15 protein-coding genes are annotated in these 16587 nt (G+C 68.0%); 10 read left to right on the top strand and 5 right to left on the bottom strand.

Going from position 1 to position 16587, the window contains the following annotated elements; translation table 11 throughout:
* The first annotated feature begins 6 nt into the window (after positions 1–6).
* From dapC to C1704_RS08970, 8 genes are all read left to right on the top strand, one after another.
* Positions 7–1218, top strand: a complete 1212-nt coding sequence (dapC, locus tag C1704_RS09005) for a succinyldiaminopimelate transaminase (RefSeq protein ID WP_104302387.1) — start codon at positions 7–9, stop codon at positions 1216–1218.
* Between the two features lie 19 nt (positions 1219–1237).
* Entirely contained in the window at positions 1238–2068 is an 831-nt protein-coding gene (gene dapD, locus C1704_RS09000) for a 2,3,4,5-tetrahydropyridine-2,6-dicarboxylate N-succinyltransferase (protein ID WP_104302386.1), read from the top strand.
* Positions 2069–2113: 45 nt separating this feature from the next.
* Positions 2114–3313: a PilT/PilU family type 4a pilus ATPase gene (locus C1704_RS08995; protein WP_104302385.1), complete on the top strand. Its 1200-nt coding sequence runs from the start codon at positions 2114–2116 to the stop codon at positions 3311–3313.
* 7 nt (positions 3314–3320) lie between these two features.
* The gene (gene dapE, locus C1704_RS08990; protein ID WP_104302384.1) at positions 3321–4472 is read left to right on the top strand and encodes a succinyl-diaminopimelate desuccinylase; all 1152 of its coding nucleotides are present in this window, start codon (positions 3321–3323) and stop codon (positions 4470–4472) included.
* Positions 4469–5347: a 50S ribosomal protein L3 N(5)-glutamine methyltransferase gene (prmB, locus tag C1704_RS08985; RefSeq protein WP_104302383.1), complete on the top strand. Its 879-nt coding sequence runs from the start codon at positions 4469–4471 to the stop codon at positions 5345–5347. Before dapE ends, prmB begins: the two co-directional genes overlap by 4 nt.
* Positions 5344–7278 (top strand): ABC-F family ATP-binding cassette domain-containing protein, encoded by a 1935-nt coding sequence (locus C1704_RS08980; protein ID WP_104302382.1) that lies wholly within the window; start codon positions 5344–5346, stop codon positions 7276–7278. Before prmB ends, C1704_RS08980 begins: the two co-directional genes overlap by 4 nt.
* Positions 7279–7358: 80 nt before the next feature.
* The gene (locus tag C1704_RS08975; protein WP_104302381.1) at positions 7359–7862 is read left to right on the top strand and encodes a MarR family winged helix-turn-helix transcriptional regulator; all 504 of its coding nucleotides are present in this window, start codon (positions 7359–7361) and stop codon (positions 7860–7862) included.
* Positions 7863–7899: 37 nt separating this feature from the next.
* Positions 7900–8325 carry an organic hydroperoxide resistance protein gene (locus tag C1704_RS08970; protein WP_104302380.1) on the top strand — a complete coding sequence of 142 codons (426 nt, stop codon included), beginning with the start codon at positions 7900–7902 and terminating at the stop codon, positions 8323–8325.
* A gap of 9 nt (positions 8326–8334) precedes the next feature.
* Here the strand turns inward: C1704_RS08970 and C1704_RS08965 are convergent, their stop codons facing one another.
* Complete coding sequence (locus tag C1704_RS08965) at positions 8335–9276, bottom strand: asparaginase (RefSeq protein WP_211286908.1); 942 nt, start codon at positions 9274–9276, stop codon at positions 8335–8337.
* A 96-nt stretch (positions 9277–9372) separates the two neighbouring features.
* Here C1704_RS08965 and lexA point away from each other — a divergent pair, with 96 nt between their 5' ends.
* Both lexA and C1704_RS08955 read left to right on the top strand, forming a co-directional pair.
* Positions 9373–10047 carry a transcriptional repressor LexA gene (lexA, locus tag C1704_RS08960; protein ID WP_104302482.1) on the top strand — a complete coding sequence of 225 codons (675 nt, stop codon included), beginning with the start codon at positions 9373–9375 and terminating at the stop codon, positions 10045–10047.
* A gap of 154 nt (positions 10048–10201) precedes the next feature.
* Positions 10202–10981: a hypothetical protein gene (locus tag C1704_RS08955; RefSeq protein WP_146076063.1), complete on the top strand. Its 780-nt coding sequence runs from the start codon at positions 10202–10204 to the stop codon at positions 10979–10981.
* A 25-nt stretch (positions 10982–11006) separates the two neighbouring features.
* On the opposite strand, the gene C1704_RS08950 is transcribed toward C1704_RS08955, so the two are convergent.
* Genes C1704_RS08950 through C1704_RS08935 form a run of 4 tightly spaced genes read right to left on the bottom strand, consistent with a single transcriptional unit; the run spans position 11007 to position 16544 of the window.
* Positions 11007–12632 (bottom strand): ABC transporter ATP-binding protein, encoded by a 1626-nt coding sequence (locus tag C1704_RS08950; RefSeq protein WP_104302378.1) that lies wholly within the window; start codon positions 12630–12632, stop codon positions 11007–11009.
* Positions 12629–13762 carry an ABC transporter permease gene (locus C1704_RS08945; RefSeq protein ID WP_170064660.1) on the bottom strand — a complete coding sequence of 378 codons (1134 nt, stop codon included), beginning with the start codon at positions 13760–13762 and terminating at the stop codon, positions 12629–12631. The genes C1704_RS08950 and C1704_RS08945 overlap by 4 nt, the downstream gene beginning before the upstream one ends.
* A complete protein-coding gene (locus C1704_RS08940; protein WP_104302376.1) occupies positions 13728–14756 on the bottom strand; it encodes a microcin C ABC transporter permease YejB in 1029 nt (342 codons plus the stop codon). Before C1704_RS08940 ends, C1704_RS08945 begins: the two co-directional genes overlap by 35 nt.
* 3 nt (positions 14757–14759) lie before the next feature.
* A complete protein-coding gene (locus C1704_RS08935; protein WP_419186790.1) occupies positions 14760–16544 on the bottom strand; it encodes an extracellular solute-binding protein in 1785 nt (594 codons plus the stop codon).
* Between the last annotated feature and the right edge of the window lie 43 nt (positions 16545–16587).

Below are 16587 nucleotides of genomic sequence, written 5' to 3'. Positions count from 1 at the left end.
GCGCCCATGAACCCCTTGCTCGCCCGTCTGCAGCCCTACCCCTTCGAGCGGCTGCGCGCCCTGACCCAGGACATCACGCCCAACCCCGCCCTGCGCCCCATCAGCCTGGGCATCGGGGAGCCCAAGCACCCCACGCCGCCCTTCATCCGCCAGGTGCTGGCCGATTCCCTCGACGGCCTGGCCAGCTACCCCGCCACCGTGGGCCAGCCCGCCTTGCGCGAGGCCATGGCCGGCTGGGTGCAGCGGCGCTACGGCGTCACACTGGACCCAGCCACCCAGGTGCTGCCGGTCAACGGCTCGCGCGAGGCGCTCTTTGCCTTCGCCCAGACCGTCATCGACCCCACACGCCACCGCGAGGCAGGCGGCCCCATCGTGGTCTGTCCCAATCCCTTCTATCAGATCTACGAGGGTGCGGCCCTGCTGGCCGGCGCCAGCACGGCCTTTGCCAACAGCGACCCGGCGCGCAACTTCGCATGCGACTGGTCGGCGATCTCCGACGACACCTGGGCACGCACCCAGCTCGTCTACGTGTGCTCGCCCGGCAACCCCACCGGCGCCGTGATGCCGTTGGAGGAGTGGGCGCGCCTGTTCGAGCTGAGCGACCGTCACGGCTTCGTGATCGCCTCCGACGAGTGCTATTCCGAGATCTATTTCCGCGATGAAGCGCCCCTGGGCGGCCTGGAAGCGGCGCGCAAGCTCGGTCGCGACGACCTGCGCAACCTCGTGGCCTTCACCAGCCTGTCCAAGCGCTCGAACGTGCCCGGGCTGCGCTCGGGCTTCGTGGCCGGCGATGCCCGGCTGCTCAAGGCGTTCTCCCTCTACCGCACCTACCATGGCAGCGCCATGAGCCCGGTGGTGCAGCAGGCCAGCATCGCGGCCTGGAACGATGAAGCCCATGTGGTCGCCAACCGCGAGCACTACCGCGCCAAGTTCGCCCGCGTCACGCCCCTGCTGGCCGAGGTCCTGGACGTGGCCCTGCCCGACGCCAGCTTCTATTTGTGGGCCAAAGTGCCCGAAACGCTGGGCCAAAGCGACACCGAGTTCGCCCGAGGGCTGCTCGCTCAATACAATGTGACGGTCCTGCCCGGCAGTTACCTGGCGCGCGAGGCCCATGGCCTGAACCCGGGTGCCGGCCGCATCCGCATGGCGCTGGTGGCTGAAGTCGACGAATGCGTCGAAGCCGCCGAGCGCATCGTTGCCTATGTCCGTTCCCTCTGACCTTCAACCTACCGACTCCATGAGCCAAGCCCTCGAAGCCGTCATCAACCAGGCCTGGGACGACCGCGCCGCCCTGTCGCCCTCCGCTGCCGCCCCCGAGGTGCGCGAAGCCGTCGAAGCGGTGATTGCCGACCTGAACAAGGGCCGCCTGCGCGTGGCCGAAAAGATCGATGGCGCCTGGACCACGCACCAGTGGGTCAAGAAGGCGGTGCTGCTGAGCTTCCGCCTGCACGACAACCAGCCCATGCGCGCGGGTGACCTGGGCTTCTTCGACAAGGTACAGACCAAGTTCGCCCACTTGAGCGAAGACGAGATGCGTGCCACCGGTGTGCGGGTGGTGCCCCCGGCCGTCGCCCGCCGCGGCAGCTTCATCGCCAGGAACGTGGTGCTGATGCCCTCCTACGTCAACATCGGCGCCTATGTGGACGAAGGCACCATGGTCGACACCTGGGCCACCGTGGGCTCGTGCGCCCAGATCGGCAAGAACGTGCACCTCTCCGGTGGTGTGGGCATCGGCGGCGTGCTCGAACCCCTGCAAGCCAACCCGACCATCATCGAGGACAACTGCTTCATCGGCGCCCGCTCCGAAGTGGTCGAAGGCGTGATCGTGGAAGAGAACTCCGTGCTGGGCATGGGCGTGTACCTGGGCCAGAGCACGCCCATCTTCAACCGCGAGACGGGCGAGATCACCTACGGCCGCGTGCCGGCCGGTTCGGTGGTGGTGAGCGGCAACCTGCCCAAGACCACCGCCGCCGGGCAGCCCTACAGCCTGTATGCTGCGGTGATCGTCAAGCGCGTGGACGCCCAGACCCGCTCCAAGACCAGCATCAACGAACTGCTGCGCGCCTGAGGCGCATCCGGCAGGCCCGACACACCCACAACGAGGAGGATGGCGATGAGCGGTGGCAACATGGAGCGCGTGCTGCGCCTGATGGCCGACAAACAGGCGTCGGACGTCTATCTGTCGGCCAACACCCCCATCCTCATCAAGATCCATGGGCAGATCCTGCAGGTCAGCGACCAGCCGCTGACCCCCCAGCAGCCTCGCCAGCTGCTCACCGAGGTGCTCACGCCCACCCAGATGGAAGAGCTCGACGAAACCGGCGAACTCAACATGGGCGTGGTGCTGCCGGGTGTGGCGAGCTTCCGCCTGAGCGCCTTCAAGCAGCGGGGCTCGGTGGCTGCCGTGTTCCGCTGCATCCCCAGCACCATCCCCTCGCTGGAATCGCTCAATGTCCCGGACATCCTCACCAGCCTGATCCTGGAAAAGCGCGGGCTCATCTTGCTGGTGGGTGCCACCGGCACCGGCAAGAGCACCACGCTGGCTGCCATGCTCGAGCACCGCAACCAGCAGGTGGCCGGCCACATCCTCACCATCGAGGATCCGATCGAGTTTTTGTTCAGCAACAAGAAGTCGGTGGTCAACCAGCGCGAGGTGGGCCGCGACACGCAGTCATTGCAGATCGGTCTGAAGAACGCGCTGCGCCAGGCCCCCGATTGCATCCTCATCGGTGAGATCCGCGACCGCGAGACCATGACGGCGGCGCTGTCCTATGCCTTGTCGGGCCACCTGGTGCTGTCGACGATGCACGCGAACAACAGCTACCACGCACTCAGCCGCATCATGTCCTTCTACACGCCCGAGGCACGGCCAGCTCTGCTGTCCGACCTGGGCTCGGGCCTGAAGGCCATCGTGTCTCAGCGCCTGATGCGTGCAGTCACCGGTGGGCGCATTCCAGCGGTCGAAGTCCTGCTGAACACCAAACTCGTGGCCGAGCTCATCGAGAAGGGTGATCTCAACGGCGTGAAGGAGGCGATGGAGAAGTCCATGGCCGAGGGCTCCCAGACCTTCGAGGCCGACATCGCCCGCCTCATCAATGAAGGTCGTGTCACGCGTGAGGAAGGCCTTGCCTACGCCGACTCGCCCACCAACCTGATGTGGCGCCTGCAGAACGACATGTCGGGCCAGAGCAAGCTCGCTCCGAAGAAGGAAGAGGTGGAAGACGGCCCCTCCTTCACCGAGATCACGCTGGACGTGCGCAACGACGACCGCCCGAGCGGCTATGGCACCACCGGCTTCGGTGTGCTGCGCTGACGGAACCATGACCGACACCCTGCGCCTCACCGAAGCTCTGATCGCCCGCCCCTCCGTCACGCCGTCGGACGCCGGCTGCCAGGCCCTGATCACCGAACGCCTGGCGCCTCTGGGCTTTGCCTGCGAGACGCTGGTCTTCGGCCCCTCCGACGTCCGCGTCACCAACCTGTGGGCCAAACGCGAAGGACGCGCCGGCACCGCAGGCAAGCTGCTGGTGTTCGCCGGACACACCGACGTGGTGCCCACCGGCCCCCTGGAACGCTGGCTGAGCGACCCCTTCACCCCCACCCATCGCGACGGGCTGCTGCATGGTCGGGGCGCCGCCGACATGAAGAGCTCCATCGCCGCGATGGTGGTGGCGGTGCAGGAGTTCGTGGCCGCCCACCCGGACCATCGCGGCTCCATCGCCTTCCTGATCACCAGCGACGAAGAAGGCCCGGCCCTCGATGGCACCGTCAAGGTCTGCGAATGGCTCAAGGCCCGCGGCGAGCGGCTGGACTACTGCATCGTCGGCGAGCCCACCTCGGTCGAGCAACTGGGCGACATGATCAAGAACGGCCGGCGCGGCTCCCTGTCGGGCCGGCTCACGGTCAAGGGCATCCAGGGCCACATCGCCTACCCCCACCTGGCGCGCAACCCGGTGCACCAGGCGGCGCCGGCCCTGGCGGAACTCGCCGCCATCGAGTGGGACCGCGGCAACGCCTACTTCCCGCCCACGAGCTGGCAGATCTCCAACCTGCATGCGGGCACGGGCGCCACCAACGTGATTCCCGGCGAGCTGGTGATCGACTTCAACTTCCGCTATTCCACCGAAGCCACACCCGACGGCCTGAAAGCCCGGGTGCACGAGGTGCTCGACCGCCACGGCCTGGACTACGACCTCGCGTGGACGCTGGGCGGCCTGCCCTTCCTGACCGAACCGGGCGACCTGAGCGAGGCCGTGGTGTCGGCCATCCGCACCGAGACCGGCCTCACGCCCGAGCTGTCCACCACGGGCGGCACCTCGGACGGCCGTTTCATCGCCCAGATCTGCCCGCAGGTGATCGAGTTCGGCCCACGAAACGCCACCATCCACAAGATCAACGAAGGCGTGGAAGTGGCCCATCTCGAGCCCCTGAAGAATATCTACCGCAAGACCCTGGAAGCATTGATCGCATGACCGTTCTCGAGATGATCGAGCGCATGGCCGCCCGCCTCGACGAGGCGGGCGTTTCGTTTGGGCATGGCACCACCAACGCCCGCGACGAAGCCGCCTGGCTCACCCTGTGGGCTCTGGGCCTGCCCCTGGACGACCTCGACGGCGTTGCGGCGCGCGAACTCGACCGCGCCGACCAGGCCCGCGTCAATGCCCTGATCGACGAGCGCATCACCACCCGCATGCCCGCGGCCTACCTCACCCAGGAGGCCTGGCTTCAAGGCGTGCGCTTCCACGTGGACGAGCGCGCCATCGTGCCGCGCTCCTTCATCGCCGAACTGCTGGCCGACGGCAGCATCGACCCCTGGCTGGGCGAACACACCCGCACCGTGCTCGACCTGTGCACCGGCAACGGCAGCCTCGCGGTGCTCGCGGCCATGGCCTATCCGGACGTGCAGGTGGAGGCCGCCGACCTGAGCGAAGACGCCCTGGCGGTGGCCCGCATCAACGTCGACCGACATGGCCTGACCGAGCGTATTCGTCTCGTGCACAGCGACCTCTTCGAGGCCCTGCCCGGCCGCTACGACCTGATCCTGTGCAACCCGCCCTACGTGAACACGCTGTCGATGGCGGCGCTCCCGGCCGAATACCAGGCCGAGCCCGACATGGCCCTGGCCGGCGGCGAGGACGGCATGGACCTCGTGCGCCGCATCCTGAGCGAGGCTCCCGCCCACATGAACGACCATGGCGTGCTCGTGCTGGAGATCGGCAACGAGCGTGAGCATTTCGAGGCGGCCTTCCCCTTCCTCGAAGCGGTCTGGCTCGACACCAGCGCCGGGCCCGACATGGTGGCCCTGCTCACACACGAGACCCTGGCCGCCCAGACCCTGCCCCGATGATCCAGCTCAAGAACCTCACCCTGCGGCGCGGCACGAAGGTCGTGCTCGAAGGGGCCTCCCTCACCCTCAACCCCGGCGAGAAGGTCGGCCTGGTGGGCCGCAACGGTGCCGGCAAGTCCTCCCTCTTTGCGCTGCTCACCGGCAAGCTGCAAGCGGACACCGGCGATGTGGAGGTGCCCGCTCACTGGCAGGTGGCCGAGGTGGCCCAGGACATGCCCGACACGGATGAGGGCGCCACCGACTTCGTGCTGGCCGGCGACCGCGTGCTGATGGCCGCACACGCCGCGCTGGCCGAGGCCGAGGCCGCCGACGACGGCATGGCCATCGCCGAGGCCCACCACCAGATCGATCAGGCCGGCGGCTTTGATGCGCGCGCCCGCGCCCAGGCCCTGCTGCTGGGCCTGGGTTTCGTCACCAGCCAGCTCGATGCCCCGGTGAACAGCTTCTCCGGCGGTTGGCGCATGCGCCTGCAACTGGCGCGCGCGCTGATGTGCCCCGCCGACCTGATGCTGCTGGACGAGCCCACCAACCACCTGGACCTCGACGCGCTGGTCTGGCTGGAGGCCTGGCTGCAACGCTTCGAAGGCACCCTGCTCATCATCAGCCACGACCGCGAATTCCTCGATGCAGTCACACGCGTGACCGTGCACCTGGAAGACGCCCGCCTGACCCGCTATGGGGGCAACTACACCCGTTTCGAGGAGATGCGCGCCGAGCGCATGAGCCAGCAGCAGGCCGCCTTCGAGCGCCAGCAGGAGCGCATCGCCCAGCTCGCGCGCTTCATCGAACGCTTCAAGGCCAAGGCCAGCAAGGCCCGCCAGGCGCAAAGCCGCGTCAAGGCCCTGGCCCGCATGGAAAAGCTCGCGCCCGTGCTCACCGCGGCCGACTTCCACTTTGAGTTCCGCGAGCCGGCCAATCTGCCCAACCCCATGCTGGTGCTCGACGGCGCGGGCGTGGGCTACCGCAACCCCGAGGGCGATACGCTCATCCTGCACGACGTGAACCGCTCCGTGCTGGCCGGCCAGCGCATCGGCATCCTCGGCGCCAACGGCCAGGGCAAATCGACGCTGGTCAAGACCATCGCGCGCACCCTGCCGCTGCTGTCCGGCCACATCACCGAAGGCAAGGGTCTGGCGATCGGTTACTTTGCCCAGCAGGAGCTGGACGTCCTGCACCTCGCCGACCACCCGCTGCAGCACATGATCCGGCTCGCGCGTGACGTCGGTCCCCAGGCCCGCGAGCAGGAGCTGCGCGACTTCCTCGGCCAGTTCCGCTTCGTGGGCGACATGGTGATGCAGCCCGTGGGCAGCATGAGCGGCGGCGAGAAGGCCCGGCTGGTGCTGGCCATGCTGGTGTGGCAGCGCCCCAACCTGCTGCTGTTGGACGAGCCCACCAACCACCTCGATCTCACCACCCGCGAAGCGCTCAGCATGGCCCTCAACGAGTTCGAGGGCACGGTGATGCTGGTCAGCCACGACCGCGCCCTGCTGCGCGAGGTCTGTGACGAGTTCTGGCTGGTGGCCCAAGGGGGTGTGGCCCCCTTCGACGGCGACCTGGACGACTACCAGCGCTGGCTGCTGGATCAGAGCCGCGAACGGGCCCAGGCGCAGAAGGTGGCGGCCAACCCCGTGCCTGTCGTGACGCCCGCCCCCGTGGCCAAGCCGGCACGCCCGGACCGGCGCGACCCCGAACGCCAGCAGCGCCTGGACCAAGCCCGGCCACTGAAGAAAGAACTCGCTGCGCTCGACACTCAGCTGGCGGCGCTGAACCAGGAAAAGCTTGCCTTGGAAACCGCGCTGGCCAGTGGCGAAGGCTCGCCGGACCTCTGGGCCCAGCAAGGCCGGCGGCTCAAGGACATCGCAGAACAGCTCGAGCAACTGGAATCCCGGTGGCTCGAAGTCAGCGAAACCCTGGAGCAATTGGCGTCCTGACCTGCGGCGAGCCTTGCCCGGCAAGATTTGCTGAACAAACTATCTTGCACACAATTTAATTGTGCATTATAGTTCTCCTCATGATTCGCTCCACCCCTCCTGCCAACGACACTCAGGCCCTGCTGCAGCTCGACAACCAGCTGTGCTTTGCCTTGTATGCCACGTCGCTGGCCATGACCAAGCTCTACAAGCCCCTGCTGGACCGGCTGGGACTGACGTATCCCCAGTACCTGGTGATGCTGGTGCTGTGGGAGCATGGTGAGCAAACCGTGGGCGAACTGGGCGAGCGGCTGTTCCTCGATTCCGGCACCCTCACCCCTTTGCTCAAGCGATTGCAGGCTGCGGGTCTGGTCGAGCGCCAACGCGACGCGCGTGACGAGCGCCGCGTGAGGGTGCAGCTCACGCCCCAAGGCCGGGCCCTGCGTGAGGCGGCGGCCCAGGTTCCGCTGGAGGTGGCCTGCGCCACCCAATGCGACCTGAGCGAGATCGCCGACCTGCGCCAGCGCCTGCATGGCTTGCGCCAGCGCCTGAGCCTGCACCCCGCCCCTTCCCCGGTGGCGCCCTCCACCCGGCGCGCAGCCTGACCCTGACCACCCGCCAACCACTCCTGAAAGGCAGACCATGTCCCTCGAAAAAGTGCTCTACCAGGCCCAGGCCACCTCCACCGGTGGTCGCGACGGCCGTTCCGTGTCGTCCGACGGTGTGCTCAACCTGCAGCTCAGCACGCCCAAGGAACTGGGCGGTGCCGGCGGCCCCGGCACCAACCCCGAGCAGCTGTTTGCCTCCGGCTACTCGGCCTGCTTCATCGGCGCCATGAAGTTCGTCGCGGCCCAGCAGAAGATCGCCCTGCCGGCCGACACTTCGATCACCGCCAAAGTAGGGATCGGCCCCATCCCGCAAGGCTTCGGCATCGAGGTCGATCTGGCCGTGTCGATCCCCGGCATGGACCGCGCCCAGGCCGAGGCCCTGGTGCATGCGGCCCACCAGGTCTGCCCCTACTCCAACGCCACGCGCAACAACATCGACGTTCGCCTGAGCGTGGTCTGAGCGGCGGGCTCAGGCCTGCATCAGTTCCAGCATCATCGCCACGCGGGCCTTGGCCGGGGTGAAGGCCCCGGCCGAAGCCCAGCCCCGCGGATGCTCGCCGAGCACCGGCCCCATGCCGCAGCGGCTCGCACGCCACACCGTCACGCCCTGCGCCTGCGCCTCGGCCAAGGCGGCTTCCAGGGCCACATGGATGGTGCCGTTGCCGGTACCGGCCACCACCAGGCCCTTCACGCCAGCGTCCACCAGGGCCCGCACCGCATCAGCACGGGCCCCGGCTCCGCTGGTGAGGATCTCCACCCAGGGCCACAGGGCGGGGTCCATGGCCAGGACGCGGTCCAGGCCCATCGCCGTCCCATGCGGCCACGCCCTCAGCAGGCGCAGCCGCCCTTCCTCAACCAGCGCCACGGGCCCAGCATCGCCTGAATCGAAGGCATCCACCCGGTAGGTGTGGGCCTTGCGCACGTCGGCCGCCCCGTGCACCCGGCCCGACAGCACGGCCACCACGCCCCGCGCCTGCGGCCAGGCCGCCACCATCACCGCATCGGCCAGGTTCTGCGGCCCATCGGCTGAGAGTGCCGTGGCCGGACGCATCGCCGCCGTCAGCACCACCGGCTTGGCCGGCGCCAGCACCGCCTGCAGGAACCAGGCGGTTTCCTCCAGGGTGTCGGTGCCATGGGTGACGACCACACCGGCCACGTCGGGCCGCGCGAGGGCCGTCTGCACGGCCCGGGCCAGATCGCGCCACACCTCGAAGCCCATGTCCTTGCTGTCCACCTGGGCCAGCTGGACCAGCTCCAATGCCCGCTCGCCCAGGGGCGGGACGGCCGCCACCAGCTGGGCCACGCCGATCTGGGCCGCCGTATAGCCGGTGTGGTCAGCCGCGCTGGCCGCCGTGCCGGCGATCGTGCCACCGGTCCCAATGACCACCACCCGTTGCACCTTGTTTTGCATTTTTTTCAAAGCTGGATAAAAATACAGTCACTGGATGCGCAGACAGTATTCCCTGGCCAACGCATCGCCCACTCACCGGATCCACAGCCCATGGACATGTTCGAGACCCCCAAGCTCACGGCGCGCCAGCAGCAGATCCTGGAACTCATACAAAGCGCCATCGAACGCACCGGCGCGCCCCCCACCCGGGCCGAGATCGCTGCCGAGCTTGGTTTCCGCTCGGCCAATGCCGCCGAGGAACATCTCCAGGCCCTGGCCCGCAAGGGGGTGATCGAGCTGGTGGGAGGCACCTCGCGTGGCATCCGGTTGAAGTCTGACACATTGCGCACGCTGGCCGAGTCACGCATCAAGCAGTTCAGCCTGCCCTTGCCCGGCCTGGCCCAGCTGGCCCTGCCGCTGGTGGGCCGCGTGGCAGCCGGCAGCCCCATCCTGGCGCAGGAGCACGTGGACCAGACCTATCACGTCGAAGCCAGCATGTTCCAGCGCAAGCCCGACTTCCTGCTCAAGGTGCGCGGCATGAGCATGCGCGACGCCGGCATCCTCGATGGCGACTTGCTCGCCGTGCAGGCCACACGCGAGGCCAAGAGCGGGCAGATCGTCGTGGCCCGCCTGGGTGACGAGGTCACCGTCAAGCGCCTGCGGCGCCAGCGCGGCCACATCGAACTGGTGGCCGAGAACCCCGACTACCCCACCCTCGTCGTCGAGCCGGGCCAGGACTTCGAGCTCGAAGGCATTGCCGTGGGCCTCATCCGCAACACCATGCTGATGTAACCCGTCGTTTTCCGGTCGGTTGCAGGTGGTAGGCGCAGGTGCGGAAGGAGCCCTTTCCGCACAGGCCCTGCAGCCCGGCCCGCGCTGCCTCCGGCAGCGCCCCTGTCCCAATCCTGCCGAATGTCATGTGGTTTGTTGATCTTCGGAGATGGACATGAACGACGCTTCTTTCCCCACGTCCTGGTGGCAGCGCATGTTGTCGCAGCCCAGCCCCGCCACCCCACGCTGTCTGCCCACCGGCCATGCCCGTCTGGATGCCGCCTTGCCCGATGGAGGCTGGCGGGCCGGGCAAGTGGTGGAAGTCTGCAGCCCCCAGGCGGGCGACGCAGAGTGGCGGCTGCTGGGCGAGGCCGTCCGGCGTGGCGTGAGCCAGGGTCAGGCCCTCGCCTTGGTCCAGCCGCCACGCAGCCTGCCTCAGGACCCTTGGCTGTCATCGTTGGATGAGCACCTCACCTGCTGCTGGCCCGGCCCCGACCCCCAGGCCGTCGTCGAGGCCGGCATCCAGTGGCTCCAGGCCCACCCCGGCGGCCTGCTGCTGCTGTGGGCTCAGGAGATGACAGCCCCTGCCTGGCGCGCCCTCACGCGGGCCACCCGGCGCCATGCCGGCCATGTGATGCTGGTGCGTCCGGCCGTGACGCGCTGGGACGACAGCCCGGCCGATGTCCGCCTGGGCCTGCTGCCCGGCCGGGGCCGGCACTGGGATGTGCGCGTGCAGACGCCGGCCAGCGCGGCCGCCGTGCTGGTGCGGGTGTCGCTGCAGGACGAGGCGGCTGCGCGGGCGCCGGCCACGCTGGCCACGCCCTCCGGCCTGAAGGTCGTGGTCGATCCGGCCGATCGGCGCCGCACGGCCCTGTGCGGCACCCTGGCCCAGGTGTGCGACGAGCTCGATCGCCTGGCCCGGCGGGAAGCACAGGGCTGGCCCCTGGCTGCCTGAATCGGCCCGAGCGCCCGCCCCGGGTTCAGGCCGGGTCGGGCACGGTGGCTGCGGCCACGAGCCGCTGGGTGTAGGGGTGTTGCGGGGCATCCAGCACCTCGTGCATCTCGCCCGCCTCCACCACCTCGCCGTCCTTCATCACGATGACGCGATGGGCCATGGCGCGGATCACGTCCACATCGTGGGTGATCAGCAGGTAGGCCAGGCCGTGCTCGCGCTGCAGGCGCTGCAGCAGGCCCAGCACCTGCTTCTGGATGGTCACATCGAGCGCGCTGGTGGGTTCGTCCAGCACCAGCAGCTGCGGGCGCACGACCAGGGCGCGCGCGATCGCCAGGCGCTGGCGTTGCCCGCCCGAAAACTCATGGGGATAGCGCGCCAGCAGGCCCGGGAACTGGGCCTCGGTCAGGCCCACATCCGCCAGCACCTCGCGCACGCGCGCCCGGCGCGCCGACAGGTCCAGGCGCGGCTCGTGCACCAGCATGCCCTCGCCCACCAGCTCTTCCACCGTCATGCGCGGCGACAGGGACGAGAACGGGTCCTGGAAGACCACCTGCGCCACGCGCCGCAAGGGAAGATCCGCCCGCTGCGAGCCCTGCCAGGCCTTGCCATCCAGCTGCAAGCGGCCTCGGCTGGGCAGCAACCCCAGCACGGCCAGCGCCAGGGTGGACTTGCCCGAGCCCGATTCGCCGATCACGCCCAGGGTCTGACGGGGTGCGAGGGCGAGGTCCGCTCCCTTCACAGCCACGAACTCGCCCTTGCGGAACCAGCCCCGCAAGCCCGGCAGAGGGATCGGATAGACCACCTGGAGGCCCTCGGTGCGCAGCAGGCCTCCCTCGGCCGGCAGCGACGGATCGGCGTCCACCACGTTGCGCTCGGGGCGGCTGTCGATGAGCTTGCGGGTGTAGGGGTGCTGAGGGTTCCCGAACACCGTCGCCACCGGGCCTTCCTCGACGAGGTGGCCGTTTTCCATCACGGCCACGCGGTCGGCAAAGCGACGCACGAGGTTGAGGTCGTGGGTGATCATCAGCACGGCCATGCCGCGCTGTCGCTGCAGCTCGTCCAGCAGCTCGAGGATCTGGCCACGCAAGGTCACGTCGAGCGCCGTGGTGGGCTCGTCGGCCAGCAGCAGGCGTGGCTCGCCCGCCAGCGCCATCGCGATCATCGCGCGCTGCCGCTGCCCGCCCGAGAGCTGGTGGGGGTAGGCGCGTGCGCGACGCTCGGGCTCGGGGATGCCGGTGTCGGCCAGCAACTGCACCGCACGCGCCCAGGCCTGGGCGGGGCTCAGGCCCTTCTTGAGCTGCAGCACTTCGACGATCTGGTTGCCCACGGTGTAGAGCGGGTTGAGCGCGGTCATCGGCTCCTGGAAGATCACGGCCACGTCCTCGCCGCGGATGCCGCGCAGCTCCCGTTCGCTCAGGGCCATCAGGTCGCGCCGGGTGCCGCCCGGTCCGTGCAGCCAGGCCTGCCCTTCCACCTGGGCCGAGGGCAGCAGGCGCAGCAGGCTCAGTGCCGTGACCGTCTTGCCCGAGCCGGACTCGCCCACGAGCGCCAGCTTTTCACCGGGCTTCAGGTGCAGGTCCACACCGTGGACCACCTCCTTGCCGCCAAAACTCACGCGCAGGCCGCGCGCATCCAGAAGCCGCTCGCTCATGCCTTGGCCTCCTTCGCCGGCACGCTCACCGGACGTTTGGCTTGCGGCTCCGGGGGGTCGGGGGTGCGCGGGTCGAGCGCATTGCGCAGGGCGTCACCCATGAACGTCAGCAGCAGCAGGGTCAGCACCAGCACCCCGAAGGTGGACAGCGAGATCCACCACGCATCGATGTTGGCCTTGCCCTGGCTGAGCAACTGGCCCAGCGACGGCGTGTCGGGCGGCACACCGAGACCCAGGAAGTCGAGCGAGGTCAGTGCCAGGATGGCTGCACTCATGCGGAAAGGCAGGAAGGTCACCACCGGCGTCAGGCTGTTGGGCAGGATGTGGCGCCAGATGATCTGGGCGTTGCTCACGCCCAGCGCGCGGGCCGAGCGCACATAGTCCATCTGCCGGTTGCGCAGGAATTCGGCGCGCACGTAGTCCGACAGTCCCATCCAGCCGAACAGGCTGAGCAGCACCAGCAGCAGCCCGAGGCTGGGTGCAAACATGGCACTGAAGATGATCAGCAGGTAGAGCTCGGGCATGGCAGCCCAGATCTCGATGAGGCGCTGCATCGTCAGGTCGATGCGCCCACCGAAGAAGCCTTGCACCGCCCCGGCCACCACGCCCAGCACCACACCGATGGCGGTGAGTGCCAGCGCGAACAGCACGCTCACGCGAAAGCCATAGATCAGCTGGGCCAGCATGTCGCGGCCGCGGTCGTCGGTGCCGAACCAGTTGTCACGCGACGGGCCTGAAGGATTGGGCTCCTTGGCAAAGTAGTTGATGGTGCGCGAACCGTAGGGGTTCAGCGGATACACCGCCCAGTTGTCGCCTTGGGTCAGTTGCTCGCGGATGAAGGGGTCGAGGTAGTCGGTGGGCGTCTCGAAGTCGCCGCCGAACACCGTCTCGGGATAGTCATGGATCAGCGGCACATAGAGCTGGCCCTCATAGCGCACCAGCAGGGGCTTGTCGTTCGACAGCACCTCGGCAAAGAGGCTCAGCACCACCAGGGTGCAGAAGATCACCAGGCTCCAGTACCCGAGCCGGTTGCGGCGGAAGCGCCGCCAGGCCCGCCGCGACGGGCTGTTCGAGGCCGCGATGGCGTGCAGGGATTCAGTCGAATTTGACACGCGGGTCCACCCAGACATAGCACAGGTCGCTGATGAGCTTGGTCACCAGCCCGATCAGCGTGAACAGGTACAGCGTGCCCAGCACGACGGGGTAGTCGCGCCGGATCACGCTCTCGTAGCTCAGGAGGCCCAGGCCATCGAGCGAGAACAGGGTCTCGATCAGCAGTGCGCCCGTGAAAAAGGCGCCCACGAAGGCCGCAGGAAAGCCGGTGACGATGGGGATCAGCGCATTGCGGAAGACATGCTTCCACAGCACCTGGCGATCGCCCAGGCCCTTGGCGCGCGCGGTCAGCACGTATTGCTTGCGGATCTCCTCCAGGAAGGCATTCTTGGTGAGCATCGTGGTCACCGCAAAGCTGCCCAGCACCATCGCCGTGACCGGCAGGGTGATGTGCCAGAGGTAGTCCACGATGCGTGCGCCCCAGCTCAGTTCCTCCCAGTTGCCCGAGGTGAGCCCGCGCAGCGGGAACCACTGCAACTGCCCACCGAAGATCACCAGCAGCGCCACGCCCAGCACGAAGCCGGGAATGGCGTAGCCCACCAGCACGAGCAGCGTGGTGACCAGGTCGAATCGCGTGCCGGCGCGCACGGCCTTGGCCACACCCAGCGGCACGGCCACGCCGTAGCTGATGAGGAAGGTCCACATGCCCAGGCTGATGGACACCGGCAGCTTTTCGACGATGAGAGCCCAGACATCCTTGTTCTGGAAGAAGCTCTGGCCCAGGTCGAAGCGGGCGAACTGACCCAGCATCTGCAGGAAGCGCTCATGGGCCGGCTTGTCGAAGCCGTAGAGCGCCTTGATCTCTTCCAGACGCTTGGGATCCACCCCCTGCCCGCCACGGTAGGCAAAGGCACCCGCATCGCCGCCGCCGGCCTGCCCCGCCCGGGCTTCGGCCAGGTACTGTTCCACCGGCCCGCCGGGCACGAACTGCACCACGATGAAGGTGATGAGCAGCACCCCCAGCAGCGTGGGAATCATGAGCAGCAGGCGCTTGAGGATGTAGGACCACATGGCTTACTTCGCCCACCAGGTGTCGATGGCCCAGGCTTCGCCCTGGACATAAGGGGGCAGCACTTCGGGACGGGCCAGACGCCACTGGTTGTAGGCGATGCGATGCGTTCCGGCTGTCCACTGCGGGATCAGGTAGTGGTTGTGCGCGATGACGCGATCCAGTGCCCGGCAGGCCGGCAGCAGTTCCGCCTCGGTGCGCGCCGCGCTCATGCGCGCGATCAGCGCATCGACGGCCGGGTGGCTGACACCGGCGTAGTTGCCCGAGTCGGGCGTCTTGGCCGCGGCACTGCCAAACAGATCGGCGTACTCGCTGCCGGGGTTGTGGGTTCCCTGGAAGGCGATGGTCATGATGTCGAAATCGAACTCCCGCAGCCGCTGCTGAAACAGTGCAAAGTCAACGGCGCGGTACTGCAGCCGAATGCCCAGCTTCTCGAGGTTGCGGATCCATGGCAGCACGACGCGAGCACCACCCTCATTGCTGTCGAGGTACTCCAGCACCATGGCCTCGCCCTGGGGGTTGCGCAGCACGCCGTCCTGCACCGTCCATCCAGCCTCGGCCAGCAAGGCCTTGGCGCGGCGCAGGTTGTCGCGCAAGGAATGTTCTCCATCGGTACGCGGCGGCTGGTACATGGGCCCGAACACGCTGTCCGGCAAGCGGCTGCGCCAGGGCGCGAGCAGCGCCCGTTCCTCATCCGAGGGCAAGCCTTCGGCCTGGCAGGCAGTGTTGCCGAACAGGCCTGTCACGCGCTGGTAGCTGTTGTAGAACAGCTGGCGGTTCATCCATTCGAAGTCGAAGGCCAGCCCCAAAGCCTCGCGGACGCGCGGGTCCTTGAGACGCTCACGGCGGGTGTTGAGCACGAAGCTCTGGAAACCCGACGGCAGACGATGCTTGAACTCAGCCTTGACCAGTTCCCCGGAATCGAAGCGCCGGCCCGTGACGCGCCGGGCCCAGTCACCCGCCGAGAAGAAGCGCATCATGTCGAACTCACCGGCCTTCAGGGCTTCCAGGCGCGCGGTGTTGTCCTTGTAGATCTTCACCGTGATGCGGTCGAAGTTCGCCGTGCCGCGGCGCACGTTCAGGTCGCGCGCCCAATAGTCCGGGTCGCGAACATAGGTGATGTCGCGCCCGAAGCGCACCGGCCCGATCTTGTAGGGCCCGCTCCCGATCGGGATGTCCATCACCACCTGATCGAAGGACTTGCCCTGCCCCCATTCATGGCTGAACACCGGCAAGCCGCCCACCGTCAAGGGCAGTTCCCGGTTGGGCAGGCGAAAGCGATAGCGCACGGTGCGCTCGTCGATCACGTCCAGCCCGGCCACGTCGGCCAGCAGCGTCTTGTAGGCCGGCGAGGTGTGCGGGCCCATCAGGATGTCGTAGCTGTGCTTGACATCCTTGGCGAGCACGGGCGATCCGTTGTGGAAGCGGGCCTCGCGGCGCAGGCGGAAGGTGGCACTCAAGCCGTCCGGGGCCACGTCCACACTTTCAGCCAGGAGGCCATAGCCGCTGGCCGTCTCGTCCAGCGAGCCGATCAGCAACGACTCGAACATCAGGGCCGAGAGATAGGCCGGCGCAGTGCCCCTCAGTGTGAACGGGTTGTACTTGTCGAAGGTGGAGGTGCGCAGGTTGCTCACCAGGCGCAACTCACCGCCCTTCGGTGCCTGCGGGTTGACGTAGTCGAAATGGGCGAAGCCCTCAGGGTATTTCAGATTGCCCCACAGGGCATAGCCATGTGCCGCCCAGGCGGGAAGCCCCATGCAGCACAGCAGGATGCAGAGCAGGCGTCTCATGCGTCTCATGCGGCGCATTCTGCAGGAAGCATGCCGGCTTTCT

Origin of the sequence: Caldimonas caldifontis (assembly GCF_002930615.1) — a bacterium.
GTDB lineage: Bacteria > Pseudomonadota > Gammaproteobacteria > Burkholderiales > Burkholderiaceae_C > Caldimonas > Caldimonas caldifontis.
The sequence above is the reverse complement of the archived record's forward strand: the minus strand, read 5'-3'. Positions and strand labels throughout refer to the sequence as shown.

Excerpts from the sequence above, each read along its gene's own strand:
- C1704_RS08980 (WP_104302382.1), top strand. The coding sequence starts at position 5,344 with ATGATCCAGCTCAAGAACCTCACCCTGCGGCGCGGCACGAAGGTCGTG.
- C1704_RS08940 (WP_104302376.1), bottom strand. The coding sequence starts at position 14,756 with ATGTGGTCCTACATCCTCAAGCGCCTGCTGCTCATGATTCCCACGCTG.
- prmB (WP_104302383.1), top strand. The coding sequence starts at position 4,469 with ATGACCGTTCTCGAGATGATCGAGCGCATGGCCGCCCGCCTCGACGAG.
- C1704_RS08950 (WP_104302378.1), bottom strand. The coding sequence starts at position 12,632 with ATGAGCGAGCGGCTTCTGGATGCGCGCGGCCTGCGCGTGAGTTTTGGC.
- dapC (WP_104302387.1), top strand. The coding sequence starts at position 7 with ATGAACCCCTTGCTCGCCCGTCTGCAGCCCTACCCCTTCGAGCGGCTG.
- C1704_RS08955 (WP_146076063.1), top strand. The coding sequence starts at position 10,202 with ATGAACGACGCTTCTTTCCCCACGTCCTGGTGGCAGCGCATGTTGTCG.
- C1704_RS08945 (WP_170064660.1), bottom strand. The coding sequence starts at position 13,762 with ATGTCTGGGTGGACCCGCGTGTCAAATTCGACTGAATCCCTGCACGCC.
- C1704_RS08995 (WP_104302385.1), top strand. The coding sequence starts at position 2,114 with ATGAGCGGTGGCAACATGGAGCGCGTGCTGCGCCTGATGGCCGACAAA.
- dapE (WP_104302384.1), top strand. The coding sequence starts at position 3,321 with ATGACCGACACCCTGCGCCTCACCGAAGCTCTGATCGCCCGCCCCTCC.
- lexA (WP_104302482.1), top strand. The coding sequence starts at position 9,373 with ATGTTCGAGACCCCCAAGCTCACGGCGCGCCAGCAGCAGATCCTGGAA.
- dapD (WP_104302386.1), top strand. The coding sequence starts at position 1,238 with ATGAGCCAAGCCCTCGAAGCCGTCATCAACCAGGCCTGGGACGACCGC.
- C1704_RS08965 (WP_211286908.1), bottom strand. The coding sequence starts at position 9,276 with ATGCAAAACAAGGTGCAACGGGTGGTGGTCATTGGGACCGGTGGCACG.
- C1704_RS08970 (WP_104302380.1), top strand. The coding sequence starts at position 7,900 with ATGTCCCTCGAAAAAGTGCTCTACCAGGCCCAGGCCACCTCCACCGGT.
- C1704_RS08975 (WP_104302381.1), top strand. The coding sequence starts at position 7,359 with ATGATTCGCTCCACCCCTCCTGCCAACGACACTCAGGCCCTGCTGCAG.
- C1704_RS08935 (WP_419186790.1), bottom strand. The coding sequence starts at position 16,544 with ATGAGACGCCTGCTCTGCATCCTGCTGTGCTGCATGGGGCTTCCCGCC.